Source organism: Corynebacterium auris, from assembly GCF_030408575.1.
In the GTDB taxonomy this organism is placed as follows: Bacteria; Actinomycetota; Actinomycetes; order Mycobacteriales; family Mycobacteriaceae; genus Corynebacterium; species Corynebacterium auris.
This window is the reverse complement of the sequence record NZ_CP047047.1, coordinates 1402465-1415437: the sequence shown is the minus strand read 5'-3', so window position 1 is coordinate 1415437 and position 12973 is coordinate 1402465. Positions and strand designations below refer to the sequence as shown.

The following is a 12973-nucleotide window of genomic DNA, read 5'->3' as shown; positions in this document are numbered from 1 at the left end:
TAGGGTCTAGTGGGGGAGGATCTTGCCCAGAAAATCGCGGGCGCGGTCCGAGGCGGGGGAGGCGAAGAAGGTTTCCGGGTCGGAATCCTCCACGATCTCGCCGTCCGCCATGAAAAGGATCCGGTCTGCGACTTTGTGGGCAAAGCCCATCTCGTGGGTGACCACGAGCATGGTCATTCCGGAGCGGGCGAGTTCGGTCATGACGTCGAGGACCTCGCCGACCATTTCTGGGTCCAGGGCGGAGGTGGGTTCGTCGAAAAGCATGACCTTGGGGCTCATGGCGAGCGCCCGCGCGATGGCGACGCGCTGCTGCTGCCCGCCGGATAGTTGGGCGGGGTACTTGTCAGCCTGGTTGGCAATGCCGACGCGCTCGAGCAGCTCGCCGGCGCGCGACGTCGCCTCGCTCTTTTTCAGCTTGCGGACCTTGACGGGTCCGAGCGTGATGTTGTCGCGGATGGTCAGGTGCGGAAACAGGTTGAACTGCTGGAACACCATGCCCACGTCAGCGCGCAGCTTTGCCAGTTCCTTGCCCTCCTCGGGCAGGCGTTTGCCGTCTATCTCGATCGTTCCCGTGTCGATGGTTTCGAGCCGGTTGATCGTGCGACACAGGGTAGATTTGCCCGAACCGGAGGGGCCGAGGACGACGACAACCTGGCCGCGGGGGATATCGAGGGTGATGTTTTTCAGCGCGTGGAAGTCCCCGAAGTACTTGTCCACGTCTGTAATGCGAATCATTGGGTCGGACGCCTGTGTCATATCGGTAACTAGTACACGGTCATGTGACTCATGTCATGGGTTTGGATAAACTATTTATCCGGCCAGCCAATCAACCTGCTCACCGCGGATGAACGGTTAGGTCTGCGCCCCGGCCAGCGATAGACTGGCCCACCGTGACGGAGCAATTGACCCAGCAGGAACGCACCCCCCGCAGCACCCAGCCACGCACCTACGAGGTGCGCACCTTTGGCTGCCAGATGAACGTGCATGACTCCGAACGCCTCTCCGGCCTTCTCGAGGAGGCCGGCTACGTCGCGGCCGGGAACGGGGCGGAACCCGACCTGGTGGTCTTCAACACCTGCGCCGTGCGCGACAACGCCGACCAGCGCCTCTACGGCTCCCTCGGCCAGCTCAAGCACGCAAAGGACAACCACCCGGGCATGCAGATCGCCGTCGGCGGCTGCCTGGCGCAGAAAGACCGCAGCGCGGTGGTGGAGAAGGCCCCCTGGGTCGATGCGGTCTTTGGTACCCACAACATCTCCGCCCTGCCCGCCCTGCTGGAACGGGCCCGCGTCAACGACGAAGCCCAGGTGGAGATCGCCGAATCGCTCGAGGTCTTTCCCTCCGTGCTCCCGGCCAAGCGCGAGTCCTCCTACGCCGGCTGGGTGTCCATCTCGGTGGGCTGCAACAACACCTGCACCTTCTGCATTGTGCCCAGCCTGCGCGGCAAGGAACAGGACCGCCGCCCGGGTGACATCCTCGCCGAGGTGAAGGCGCTGGTGGAGCAGGGCGTCTCCGAGGTCACCCTGCTCGGGCAGAACGTCAACGCCTACGGAGTGAACTTCGTCGACGAGGACATGGAGCGCGACCGCTCCGCCTTTTCGAAGCTGCTGCGCGCTTGCGGCGACATTGAGGGCCTGGAGCGCGTCCGCTTTACCTCGCCGCACCCGGCCGAGTTCACCTCCGACGTCATCGACGCCATGGCGGACACGCCAAACGTGTGCCCGCAACTGCACATGCCGCTGCAATCCGGTTCCGACCGGGTGCTCAAGCAGATGCGCCGGTCCTACCGCTCCAAGAAGTTCCTCGCCATCCTGGACGAGGTACGCGAGAAGCTGCCGCACGCGGCGATTACTACCGACATCATCGTGGGCTTCCCCGGCGAAACCGAGGAGGACTTCCAGGCCACCCTTGATGTGGTGGAGAAGGCGCGCTTTAGCTCAGCGTTCACCTTCCAGTACTCGCCGCGCCCCGGAACGCCCGCCGCTGAGATGGCAGAGCAGCTGCCGAAGGCGGTCGTGCAGGAGCGCTTCGAGCGCCTCGTCGCCCTGCAGGAACGCATCAGCGCCGAGGAGAACGCGAAGCTGGTGGGCACGGAGCAGGAGCTGCTCGTCCAGGCGGGCGGGGGCCGCAAGAACGACAAGACCCACCGCATGTCGGGCCGCGCCCGCGACGGGCGACTGGTCCACTTCCGCGTCGACGGTGCGATCGACAGAAAGGTCCGCCCGGGCGATGTGGTTCGCGTGCGCGTCACGGACTCCAAGCCCCACTACCTCATCGCCGATTCCGGGGTGCTCGGCCACCGCCGCACCGTCGCGGGGGACAACTCGGAGGCTGGCACGGTGCCCACGACTGCGCCGATCGGCGTGGGGCTGGGCCTGCCCGGTATCGGCAAGCCGGCCGAGGCGGCTGCCGCGGGATCAGCCTGCTGCTCCACGCGGGGGTAAACCCAAAGTTGGGTCGAGTCCAGTTCGCGTCTGTGATTAAGTGTGTTGCGTGTATCCCCTAGAGAGTCTCTCTGCCGAGCCACTGGGCCCGTTTTTCGGTCGTCATCGTCGGTAACAATGTCGATGGAAAACCCCGCTTCTTCAGCGCATGTACGCCTGTGCGCGCTGTGAAGGACTCCGATTCCTGAACAAAAAGAAGCTAAACGACGACATCGGGGCGCAATTGCTTGGGGGTTTTCGCCCCCGGCTACCTGGCTCCCAAGCAACACGGCCCGCGTACTCCGGGGGCGTCCGCGATCCGCAGCAGCGCGAGAAGCACCTGCCCCGGTGAGTTCAGTCCCCCCGGCGCGCGGGGTATCGTTGGGCCAGAAATAACCGGCACGACCGCGACGAGAGGTACGAGATGAGCGAGGCTGCACACCAACGTTCGGATGCGGCAAGGCAGGAGAAGGAGGCGTCGAAAAGCCTCGAGCTCGGCCCCGCCGGCTGGGTGCTTGTCGGCAGCACTGTCGTGTTCCTGGTCGCCCTGTTTCTGCCCTTTGCGGGCGAGGCGAGCGGCTGGCAGCTCCTCGCTGTCACCGACGCCGCGCGCGATGCCCAGGTCACGCTGACTGAGCTGGTCTTTGCCTGGCTCGGTCTAATCGGCCTCGGTGTGCTGACCCCGCTGACCCTGCTGACGCGCCGTTTCGCCTTCGCCGCGCCGGGCTGGATGGTGACCACGGTGGCGCTGTTCATCTCCCTGCTGGCCATTTGGTTGCGCAGCTCGAGCGCGTCCATCCCCGCGGAGCTGGGCCACGGAACGGGGATTTACCTGGCCATCGCGGCCGTCGCGGTGGCGGTTTTCGCCTACATCCCCGTGGTCGTGGGCCGCAGCGCGCGGCAGGCGGAGGCGGCCGCCAGGCGCGCGGCCGCCGAAGAACTCGACGAGGTGGCCGCGGCCCAGCGCGACGCCGGGGTGTCCCGGGGCGGGGTCAATCCGCTGCTTGTCGACGACCGCCGGGCGCGCGCGGCCGAACGCCACCGCCGGTTGGACGAGTAGGGAAGTTCACTTCGGCGTCGCCTTCCGGCAACGCGCGGGCAGTAGCGTCCTTTCCCGTACACCCCCTTCTGCCGGAAAAGGACCCATGAACGCTGACCAGCCCCGCGACCGACGCCAACGCCCCCTATCCCGCCGCGCTCTCTTACGCGGAGGTGGCGCCGCGGCGGCCACCGCCGCCCTGTCTGGCTTCGGCAGCTCCGCCTCCGCCCAGTCGTCGCTGCCGGGGCTCAGCTCCCACCAGGGCGGGGGAGAGGCCGCGCCCGCCGGCCTGCCGCTGGCCTTCAACAGCGACGGGACCTTCAAAATCGTGCAATTCAACGACACCCAGGACGACCACCTGACGGACCGGCGCACCATCGAGTTTATGGGCGCGGTCCTGGACCAGGAAGAACCCGACTTCGCGCTGATTAACGGGGACGTCATCACCGGGGGGCCGGAAACGCCGGAGCAGGTCTACCAGGCGCTGAACAACGTCGTCATGCCGATGGAGAGCCGGGGCATCGCCTGGGCGATCACCTTCGGCAACCACGACGAGGACTCCGTCGAGGAGGCCGGGACCGGGGTGTACGAGCGCCACATGGCCGACTTCGTGCGCCAGTACAGGCACAACCTCAACCCGCCCGCCGGCGATCGCCACTACGGCCACTCGGACGCGCAGCTGCTGGTGGCGGGGGCGCGGGAGCCTGGCGTCGCCAAGTTCGCGATCTGGCTTCTTGATTCCGGGAATTACCTGCCCAGCTCCGACCCGGTGCGCGGCAACGATGACGTGCCGGATTACGACTACATCCGCCCGGCCCAGATCGAGTGGTACCTCGCGGCGTCGCGGGAGGCCGAGAGGCGCTTCGGGCGGAAGGTCCCCGGCCTGATGTATTTCCACATGCCCACGTACGAGCACCGCGACATGTGGTACGGCGGGCCCGCGAGGAGCGCGGAGATCCACCACCTCGCGGCGAAGCAGGCCTTCGGCATCGAGGGGGTGAAAAACGAGGACGTCTACTACGGCTCCTTCAACTCCGGGATCTACGCGGCCGTGCGCGACCGCGGCGACGTGATCGGAATCTACTGCGGCCACGACCACATCAACAGCTACACCGGCACGTACTTCGGCGTCGAGCTCGGCTACTGCCCGGGGACGGGTTTTGCGCCCTACGGCCTGGCGGACGGCACCTGGCTGCAGCACACCCTCCGCGGCGCGCGTGTCTTTGAACTCAACGAAAACTCCGGGCGCGTCTACGAATCCACCCGCCTGATTTTTGCCAAGGACCTCGGCCTGGACATGCGGCCCGCCAAGCTGCCTCTCGACGCCCCGCTGCCGCTGCCGGGATACGTCCAGCTTCCTCGCACATAGTCCCGCGCGGTGGGGGGCTCGTGGGCCGTTATACTCACCCGGTACATCCGCGCACCGGCGGATCGCAGAATCCGACGCGTGAAGGAAAAACCCGTGACCTACCCCGCCCAGACGCTCGAGGCCACCCCCGCTTTCAGCACCGAGGATCGCGCAAAGGCGTGGGCCGTGCACGCCTTCACCCTGACGGGGCTGGTGTGGGCGACGCTGGCGGCGGTGGCCCTGGCGGATGGTCAGCCGCACTGGATGTGGCTCTGGCTGGGGATTGCGCTCGTGGTCGACGGCGTGGACGGCAACCTAGCCCGGAAGTTCCGGGTCAAGGAGGTCGTGCCGTGGTTCAACGGTACGGTCGTGGACCACGTGGTGGATTACCTGACGTGGACGGCGATCCCGGCGGCCTTCATGGTCGCCTACTTGCCGCTCGGGCCGCGGCCGTTGGCGGTGTTCCTCGCGGTGGTGGTGCTGGTCTCCTCGATGTTCTGCTACGCCAACGAGGCGGCGAAGTCGCGCGATAACTACTTCGTCGGTTTCCCCGCGGCGTGGAACATCGTCGCGGTGCTGCTGTGGGTATGGAACGCCCCCATGGCTGTGTGCGTCACCGCGATCGTGCTGTTCAGCGCCATGACCCTGGTGCCCTTGTACTACACCCATCCGTTTCGCGTGGAGCGCGGCAAGGCGGGCAACATCGCGGCTACCTTCGTCTGGATTGCCACGACGGGCGTCCTGATCGCCATCGAGCCCTCCACACCCGTGGAGTTCCCGCCGGAGCTGCGCCTGCCGGTCGTTGTGGTCAATATCGCGGCCGGGGCGTGGCTGATTGTGGGCGGGGTGCGCCGCTCCTTCGCTCAACGCTAGGACGCGAGCACTGCCCGCACCGTCCGGTTGCGCAGCCAGCGCAGGTATTCCACGGCGAAGGAACCCGCGATCAGGGCGCCGACGAGGGCGACGACCCACCCCGGGTATCCGCTGCCGTTGAGCCAGAAGTAGACGTAGGGGGAGATGAAGGTCACCAGCGTCACGGCCAGCCCGAGCATCCGGCGCGCCAGCGAGCGCCCTGCGAACAGCTCGATGATCCCCCAGGTGTAGGGGATGGCGGTGAGGATGTCGATCGCCCACAGCACCCACACGTTACCGCTAAAACCAGGGACGAAGACGACCGGCAGCGCGCGCAGCGAGGAGTAGACCAGGATCACCAGGTAGGCGATCACCTTCGGGTTGGCCAAAAAGCGCACCAGGCGGCTGCGCTCGACGAGCCGTGCCCCCACCCGGCGCAGGTTATCCAGAATGCCCGGCTCCATGACGAGCGTGTCGGCCCCGTCCGCCATGTAGGCGAGGAGATCGCGCTGGGCGGCGCTGCCGTGCGCCCACGCGTCGACGAGGGCGGCCGGCGAGACAGCAACGGGCACCACGGCCTCCCCGCGCTCACGCAGGGAGTCGGGAGAATGCTTATCGACGTCCACCTCCCGCCCCACCCGGTGCACCAGCCCTTCGCCGAGGAGGCGGCGCACGGGGTCGACGTCGCTTACCGGCAGCACACTCAACCAGAGCAGGTGCCGGTTGGCCACCGCCATGGACAGCGCCGAGCCGAGGGCCTCGGCGCTGTCGTCGACGCCGTAGAACTCCTCCGGAGTCGTCGCGGCTAGGGCCCGCAGGCTGTCGAGAACGACGACGTTTTTGGTGGTGAGCTCGCTGATTCGGTTCACGCCGGCGACCTCGCGGAGAGCGTCGGGGTCGAGCGCGTAGGCGCGCGCGAAGGGGATGTCGGCGATCGAGCGGAAAGCCAGCAGCGGTGCGGACGGCTCAGGCTCAGCCACGGTCACTCTCCGTTCGCTGCCACGCCGTGGTCACCGACACCTCGCGCGCGCCGAGCGCCGCGGCGACGGCCTCGGCGGCGGGATCGCCGGCGGGGTAGGAGAGGTACGAGGTATCCACCTTCGGCCAGCGGCGGCACGCGGCGGCGAGGGCGCAGCGAAGCATCCGCGTCGCGTGCCCCGCGCGCCGGTGGCCCGGCAGCACGTAGACCAAGCCGAGCTCGCAGAGGTTCGCCGAGTCGGAGGAGTAGTGGACGACCTCGGCCATCCCGACGGCGCGGCCTTCCCCGTCGCGGGCGAGCGCGGTGATTTGGGCGCCGCCGCGGTCCGCAAGGCGCGCCGCCGCGTCCCGCAGGCGCGCGTTGTCCCAGATGACAGTGTCCATCACCAGGCCGCCGCGCGGGTAGTCGGCGGAGGACGAGGTCAAAAGATCCTGCAGGGCGCTGCGGTCGGCGGGGGAGAAGTCCATGTCGTCGACGACATCGCAGGACGTGGGCGGCGGGGAGTCCGGCACGGGAAAGACCGCCTGGACCTCGGTAAAGGCAGCCTCGTAACCCCGGGCGGGCAGAGCCGCGGGGGCGGTGCCGGTGACCCAGATCTGGCGGGTGGGCCTGACGAAGGCGGTGCTGAGGGCGTCGAGAAGCGAAAGCGCGGAGTGCCACTGCTGGGGTGGGAGGGGCTCGCCGGGTAGCGGTGCGACGGAGGCGTCGAGGGTGACCTGGGCCTCGATGACGCCGACGTCCTCGAGAAGGGGTAGGGAGACGAAGACCCACGCCTCGATGTCGAGGCCGTCCGCGGCGCCGAAGAGCGGGTAGCCGAGCTCCCCGAGCGGGCGCGGGGCGTGCCGTGCACTCAGCGCAAACAGCATGGAGCGTGACTCGGCGGAGCCCTTCAGCCGCGTGGCCACGTGCGGGGCGCTCACCCCCGAGGCGGCAAGCCCCGTGATGTCCTGGATCGCCAGCGTCGCGGAGAAAACGTAGGACGCGATGGCCGCCTCGGCATCGGGCGTGCCGGGGCGGCCGACAAGAAGCGGGTGGAGCACTCTAGCCGTTGACCGCCTTCGCAGCCACATCGGCGAACTCCTGCCACTGGGCGGCGTTGGCGCGCAGCTCCGCTGCCTTCGCCGTCGCGCCTGAAGCCTCCGCTGCCTCGGCCTGACGCGTGAGGTCGTCGGCCTTGACCTGGAACTGGTTGACCTTGTCCTGCGCAGCCGGGTCAGAGGCACGCCAGCGTGACTCCTCGGCGTCGGCGACGCGCTTTTCCAGAGCGCCGATCTTTTCCTCGTACTCGCGCACCCGATTGCGCGGGACAAAACCGATCTCGTCCCACTTGTCCTGCAGCTCACGCAGCTTGGCCTTCGCCGCGCTGAGGCCCTTGTCGGGGGTAATCAAAGCGTCGTATTCGGAGATGAGCGCGTCCTTCGCCTCCGCGTTCGCCTCGAACTCGCGGTCGCGTTCGGCGTTGACGGCGTCGCGCGCGGAGAAGAAGTGGTCCTGGGCGGCGCGGAACTGGGCCCACAGCTTGTCGTCGATCTCCCGGGGAGCGCGGCCGGCGGCCTTCCACTCCTTCATCAGGTCCCGGTAGGCGCGCGCGGTCTCGCTCCAGTTGGTGGAGTCCTTGAGGGCCTCCGCGCGCTGGACCAGCTCCTCCTTCGCCGCGCGGGCGGCGGCGCGGTTGCGGTCCAGCTCGGCGAAGTGCGAACCGCGGCGGCGGTTGAAGGCGTCGCGGGCGCGGGAGTAGCGCTTCCACAACGCGTCGTCGGTCGCGCGGTCGATGCCGCGGATGGTGCGCCATTCGTCGAGGATCGCGCGGATGCGGTCGCCCGCCTTCTTCCATTCCGTGGAGTTTTCCGCCAGATCCTCCGCCTCCGCGGCGAGCTCCTCCTTGCGGGCGATCGCCTGCGCCCGCCGCTCGGCCTTGGCTTCCTTCGCGCGTGCCGCGGCCGCCACGGAGTGCTCGATGATGTCGTCCAGGCGCCCCTCGAGCGCGTCGAGGTCGCCGATCACGGCCTGGGTGTCGAGCGACTCCTTCAGCTCCTGCGCCTGCGTGCGCAGCTGCGCTGCGTCGCCCGGATGCGCGGCCAGCCGCGACTCGAGAAGGCCCACTTCGGTGGCCAGATCATCGAAACGCTGGCCGTAGTGGGCCAGCCCCTCCTCGGCGGTCCCGGCCTGCCAGGACCCGATGGCGCGCTCGGCGCCGCCGCGGGTGACGTAGACGGTGCCGTCCTCGGCGACGCGGCCGAACCGCGCCGGGTCGGAGGTGACGGCTGGCGCCGCGGCAGGAACCGGGGAGGGGGTAGCGTGCTGCTCATCAACCGAGCCCGGCTTGGGGGCGCGTTTGGCCATCGCCGCCGGGGAGGGCTTCGGGGTGGCACCCGGTTTCGGGGTCTGAGTCATAGTCTGGTTCCTTTCGGGCCTAGCTGGTGCGGTGCCGCGCGACACGGCTGCCTGGTTACGGGCACGCTGCACGGTGCCTTCGTGTGTGCCAGATAATACCGACCGCCACCGCGCCGTGTCAGGTGTATTGGCCTGTTTCCGCCCGCCCGGCCCGGCGGCTAGGGTTAGGGCCGTGACTCACGCCCGCCTGCTCATCATGCCCGGTGCGCCCGCCCTCGTCAGCGAGCTCGCCCCCGCACACGAGCCCGGGCGGCGCCTACTGGCAGCGGTGCGCGAGACTGCCCGGGCCGCGGGCCTCGAGCGCGCCGAGATCGTGGGCAGCCGGGCCGCGAGATGGCGCACGGAGCGCACCGGCTCCTTCGCCGCCTGGGGCGCGCCGCAGGTGTCGGTGGGCGCCGGCAATTACCTGCCCGAGCTCGTGGCCCGCTACGCGCTGGGCGGCGAGGTGGCGGTGGCCGGCTCCCGGGCCCGCATCGCCCCGCTGGACCCGGCGGTGCTTACGGTGGTGGTCGTCGACGGCTCCGCCGGGCTCACGCCGCGCGCCCCGCTCTCGCTCGTTGAGGGCGCGCGCGAGTGGCACGCCGACACACTGAAGTTCCTCGCCGGGTCCGGCGGCCTTGACGCTGACAAGGCAGCGGCGGCGGGGGTCGTCGAGCCCGAGCTGTGGGCGGAGCTGGCCGGGCTCGACCCGGTCGCCGCGCAGCTGGTCGACGCGGACGACTCGCTCGGCGTCGGCGCCTACGTCGCGCTGTGGGAGGTGGGCGCGTGATCGCCCCCATCGCGGTCGTCGGGCCCACGGCCTCCGGCAAATCAGACCTCGGCATCGCGCTCGCGCGCGAGCTCGGAGGGGAGATCGTCAACGTCGATTCGATGCAGCTGTATCAGGGTATGGACATCGGCACGGCGAAGCTCGCCCCTGAGGAGCGCGGCGGTATCCCGCACCACCTCCTCGACATCTGGCCGGTCACGCACGCCGCCTCCGTCGCCGAGTACCAGGCCCGCGCCGTGGACGCGGTCGAAGAGATCGCCGCGCGCGGGAAGGTCCCCATCGTCGTCGGCGGGTCAATGCTCTACGTGCAATCGCTCATCGACGCCTGGAGCTTCCCGCCCACCGACCCCGCCGTGCGCGCCGCGTGGGAAAAGCGGCTGGCGCAGGTCGGCGTCGACGCGCTGCACGCCCACCTCGCCTCCATCGACCCACAGGCGGCGGCGATCATCGAGGACAAGGACCCGCGCCGCACCGTCCGGGCGCTGGAGGTCATCGAGCTGACCGGCAAGCCCTTTCAGGCCTCGCAGCCGCCGAAGAACCAGCCCCCGCGCTGGGGCACCCGCATCCTGGGGCTGCGCACGCAGCCGGAGTGGCTCAACCCCCGCATCGAGCGCCGCGCCGAGCTCATGTTCGAACGCGGACTGGTCGAGGAGGTCGAGGGGCTGCTCGGCGAGGGGCTGAGCGCCGACTCCACGGCGGGCCGGGCGATCGGCTACGCGCAGGTGCTGGCGCTGCTGCGCGGGGAGCTCACGCACGTGGAGGCGCTCGAGCAGACGGTGAGCGGCACCAGACGCTACGTGCGGCGCCAGCGCTCCTGGTTCAACCGGGATAAGCGCATCACCTGGCTGCCCGCGGGGGAGCCCGACGTGGTGGGGCGCGCGCTAGACTCGCTGGCGTGAGTACGACAGTTCCCTTCCTCAAAGGACACGGCACCGAGAACGACTTCGTGATTATCCCGGACGTCGAGGACACCCTCGACCTGGGCGCGGAGGTGGTCGCGGGCCTGTGCGACCGCCGCGCCGGGATCGGCGGCGACGGTCTGCTGCGCGTCGTGCGCCGCGCGGGCCGCTGGTTCATGGACTACCGCAACGCCGACGGCTCGGTCGCCGAGATGTGCGGCAACGGGGTGCGCGTCTTCGCCCACGTGCTGCGCGCCGAAGGCCTGGCTGAACGCGAGGAGTTCGAGGTGGACACGCGCGCCGGCGCCCGGAAGGTCGAGGTGCTCGACCACACGCGTTCCGCGGCTACCGTGCGCGTCGAAATGGGCCCGGTCGGCGTCACCGGGGTGTCCACCGCGCGGATGGGGGACTTCGACTTCGCCGGGCTGGGCGTGGATGTGGGCAATCCCCATCTCGCCGCGGTCATCCCGGGCTTAAACCCCGCGCGCTTGGACGAGCTCGAGCTGTCCAGCCCGGTCTTCGACCCGGAGTTTTTCCCCGCCGGTGTGAACGTGGAAATCCTCACCGAGCTGACCGAGGGAAACGTGCACATGCGCGTGTGGGAGCGGGGCGTGGGGGAGACGCGCTCCTGCGGCACGGGAACCGTCGCTGCCGCGCGCGCCGCGCTTGCCGACGCCGGAATCGAAAACGGCACCGTCAAAGTTCACGTGCCAGGAGGTGCGCTGCGCGTGGACATTAACAACGGCGCGGCGGTCATGACGGGGCCCTCGCGCATCGTCGCGCGCGGGGAGGTCGACCTCGGGGTCTTCTCCGCGCCCCGCTAGAACGTGCCCAGCTAGGAGGGCCCGATCTCGCGGGCTGCGCGCCGCGCGTCCCGCCACGCCGTGGCGAGCTCGAGGGCGCGCTCGTCGGCGACAGCGATGAGGCGGTGCAGCTGCGCGCGGTCGAGGTCGCCGGCGGTGAGGTGGGTGTCGACACGCGCGACGAAGCGGCGCGCGGCTGAGGCGCGCAGCTGGAAGTCCTGGATGGTGGGGTGCTCGCACCCCGGGTCCGCGAGCGCCGGGAAATAGAAGGTACGCTCGGCGATCGCCTCCGGGGCCGCGCCGTGCAAAAGGGTGTCGTACTGCGCCAGGATGTCCGCGATGTCGTCGCGGGCAATGGTCAGTGAGGCCTGCAGGGAGGCCGTCTCCGGGTCGTTGAGGCTGCGCCTCATGTAGACAAGGCCGCAGGCCACAACGACTACGGCGAGGATGATGCCGGCCCCGCGCAGCGTGGCAACGAGCACGAGGCAGACTGCGATGATGACCCCGATGCCGAGCGCGCGTAGCAGGTCCCGCTTCGAAGAATCCATCTCACGCCTCCCTGATGCGCACCAACCCGCCCCTATCTAGTGGCCCCCGCAGCCGCAGGAATCCCCGCAGCCGCCGCACCCGCCGCCCGCGGGGGCGGGGATGGAACCTGTGAGCTCGGCGGTGCCGGCGATGACGCTGTTGCGCTCGGGCAACTCGCCGTCGGGCAGGCACACCTCGAAGGGGAAAGCGCCGTCGACGGAGACGTGGATGAAGCGCTCGCCGGTCAGCTCGCTGGTGCGGTATTCCGCTTCGAGCACGCGCGCGGAAAAGTGCGCGGCGGCATCCGGGGAGACGGCTGCGCCGGAGGCGACGGCCTCGGCGCCGGGGGAGCGGACCACGCCGAGCGTCTCGCCCGTGCGGGCGAGGTAGTCGTCCACGCTGGCGTAGCGGGTGACGTCGAGGCCGAGGGCAGCGACGCCGAGCTCCTGCCAGGTCAGAGTGGGGCCGTCGACAAGCAGCGGGCCCTGGGCGAGGTTCACGGTGACGGAGGCGATCTCATTGCCGTGCGGGTCGATGATGTCGGCGAGCGCGACGACGTCGTTAAGCATGCTGATGTGCGCGTAAGTGCGCGTTTGGGCCGCGAAACCCGCGAAGGTGGCGAAGGGCTCGACCGCAAGGATGTTCAGCTGCGCGCCGGAGGGGTCGGCGTACTGGATCAGCTGTCCGCCACGGACCTCTCCGGTTACCTGCAGGCGGTCCGACGCGATGGCTGCCTCGACCGCGTCCTGCCACCTGCTGAAGCCCAGGCCGATGCTGGGCAGGTCGGTGATCACTGTGTCGCTCATGCTCACTCACCATAGTCGCGTGGGCGCGCGGGAAGAAGACGCGGGAAGAAGACGCGGGAAGAAAAACGGCCCGGGGTGCGTTGTAGGAACTGATTAAGCGGCCTAAAGCGGACCCGAATCGGCCTGCCAGGCC

The 12973-nt window shown here is 69.3% G+C and carries 13 protein-coding genes; 7 read left to right on the top strand and 6 right to left on the bottom strand.

Going from position 1 to position 12973, the window contains the following annotated elements; translation table 11 throughout:
• Positions 1-6: 6 nt before the first annotated feature.
• Positions 7-735 (bottom strand): glutamate ABC transporter ATP-binding protein GluA, encoded by a 729-nt coding sequence (gene gluA / locus CAURIS_RS06805; RefSeq protein ID WP_290341191.1) that lies wholly within the window; start codon positions 733-735, stop codon positions 7-9.
• Positions 736-974: 239 nt separating this feature from the next.
• Here gluA and miaB point away from each other — a divergent pair, with 239 nt between their 5' ends.
• From miaB to CAURIS_RS06785, 4 genes are all read left to right on the top strand, one after another.
• Complete coding sequence (gene miaB, locus CAURIS_RS06800) at positions 975-2444, top strand: tRNA (N6-isopentenyl adenosine(37)-C2)-methylthiotransferase MiaB (protein WP_290343345.1); 1470 nt, start codon at positions 975-977, stop codon at positions 2442-2444.
• 403 nt (positions 2445-2847) lie between these two features.
• Positions 2848-3483 (top strand): Rv2732c family membrane protein, encoded by a 636-nt coding sequence (locus CAURIS_RS06795; protein WP_290341188.1) that lies wholly within the window; start codon positions 2848-2850, stop codon positions 3481-3483.
• Between the two features lie 85 nt (positions 3484-3568).
• Entirely contained in the window at positions 3569-4831 is a 1263-nt protein-coding gene (locus tag CAURIS_RS06790) for a metallophosphoesterase family protein (protein ID WP_290341186.1), read from the top strand.
• Between the two features lie 78 nt (positions 4832-4909).
• On the top strand, positions 4910-5683 hold the full coding sequence (locus CAURIS_RS06785; protein ID WP_290341183.1) for a CDP-alcohol phosphatidyltransferase family protein: 774 nt from the start codon (positions 4910-4912) through the stop codon (positions 5681-5683).
• Here the strand turns inward: CAURIS_RS06785 and CAURIS_RS06780 are convergent.
• From CAURIS_RS06780 to CAURIS_RS06770, 3 genes are read right to left on the bottom strand one after another with little or no spacing between them, the layout of a single operon-like run.
• Positions 5680-6642 carry a hypothetical protein gene (locus CAURIS_RS06780; protein WP_290341181.1) on the bottom strand — a complete coding sequence of 321 codons (963 nt, stop codon included), beginning with the start codon at positions 6640-6642 and terminating at the stop codon, positions 5680-5682. The genes CAURIS_RS06785 and CAURIS_RS06780 overlap by 4 nt on opposite strands.
• A complete protein-coding gene (locus tag CAURIS_RS06775; RefSeq protein ID WP_290341179.1) occupies positions 6635-7681 on the bottom strand; it encodes a GNAT family N-acetyltransferase in 1047 nt (348 codons plus the stop codon). The genes CAURIS_RS06780 and CAURIS_RS06775 overlap by 8 nt, the downstream gene beginning before the upstream one ends.
• A gap of 1 nt (position 7682) precedes the next feature.
• Positions 7683-9035: a DUF349 domain-containing protein gene (locus CAURIS_RS06770; RefSeq protein WP_290341177.1), complete on the bottom strand. Its 1353-nt coding sequence runs from the start codon at positions 9033-9035 to the stop codon at positions 7683-7685.
• Positions 9036-9207: 172 nt separating this feature from the next.
• On the opposite strand from CAURIS_RS06770, the gene CAURIS_RS06765 reads away from it, so the two are divergent.
• Genes CAURIS_RS06765 through dapF form a run of 3 tightly spaced genes read left to right on the top strand, consistent with a single transcriptional unit; the run spans position 9208 to position 11527 of the window.
• Entirely contained in the window at positions 9208-9804 is a 597-nt protein-coding gene (locus CAURIS_RS06765) for a hypothetical protein (protein ID WP_353959225.1), read from the top strand.
• The gene (gene miaA, locus CAURIS_RS06760; RefSeq protein ID WP_290341175.1) at positions 9801-10703 is read left to right on the top strand and encodes a tRNA (adenosine(37)-N6)-dimethylallyltransferase MiaA; all 903 of its coding nucleotides are present in this window, start codon (positions 9801-9803) and stop codon (positions 10701-10703) included. Before CAURIS_RS06765 ends, miaA begins: the two co-directional genes overlap by 4 nt.
• Positions 10700-11527 (top strand): diaminopimelate epimerase, encoded by an 828-nt coding sequence (gene dapF / locus CAURIS_RS06755; RefSeq protein ID WP_290341173.1) that lies wholly within the window; start codon positions 10700-10702, stop codon positions 11525-11527. The genes miaA and dapF overlap by 4 nt, the downstream gene beginning before the upstream one ends.
• An 11-nt stretch (positions 11528-11538) precedes the next feature.
• Here the strand turns inward: dapF and CAURIS_RS06750 are convergent, their stop codons facing one another.
• Positions 11539-12054: a hypothetical protein gene (locus CAURIS_RS06750; protein WP_290341171.1), complete on the bottom strand. Its 516-nt coding sequence runs from the start codon at positions 12052-12054 to the stop codon at positions 11539-11541.
• A gap of 36 nt (positions 12055-12090) precedes the next feature.
• Positions 12091-12840 (bottom strand): hypothetical protein, encoded by a 750-nt coding sequence (locus tag CAURIS_RS06745; RefSeq protein WP_290341169.1) that lies wholly within the window; start codon positions 12838-12840, stop codon positions 12091-12093.
• Between the last annotated feature and the right edge of the window lie 133 nt (positions 12841-12973).

Bases quoted from the DNA above. Each gene is read 5' to 3' on its own strand.
- gluA (WP_290341191.1), bottom strand. From the start codon at position 735: ATGATTCGCATTACAGACGTGGACAAGTACTTCGGGGACTTCCACGCG.
- CAURIS_RS06795 (WP_290341188.1), top strand. From the start codon at position 2,848: ATGAGCGAGGCTGCACACCAACGTTCGGATGCGGCAAGGCAGGAGAAG.
- CAURIS_RS06790 (WP_290341186.1), top strand. From the start codon at position 3,569: ATGAACGCTGACCAGCCCCGCGACCGACGCCAACGCCCCCTATCCCGC.
- CAURIS_RS06745 (WP_290341169.1), bottom strand. From the start codon at position 12,840: ATGAGCGACACAGTGATCACCGACCTGCCCAGCATCGGCCTGGGCTTC.
- miaB (WP_290343345.1), top strand. From the start codon at position 975: ATGAACGTGCATGACTCCGAACGCCTCTCCGGCCTTCTCGAGGAGGCC.
- CAURIS_RS06770 (WP_290341177.1), bottom strand. From the start codon at position 9,035: ATGACTCAGACCCCGAAACCGGGTGCCACCCCGAAGCCCTCCCCGGCG.
- CAURIS_RS06750 (WP_290341171.1), bottom strand. From the start codon at position 12,054: ATGGATTCTTCGAAGCGGGACCTGCTACGCGCGCTCGGCATCGGGGTC.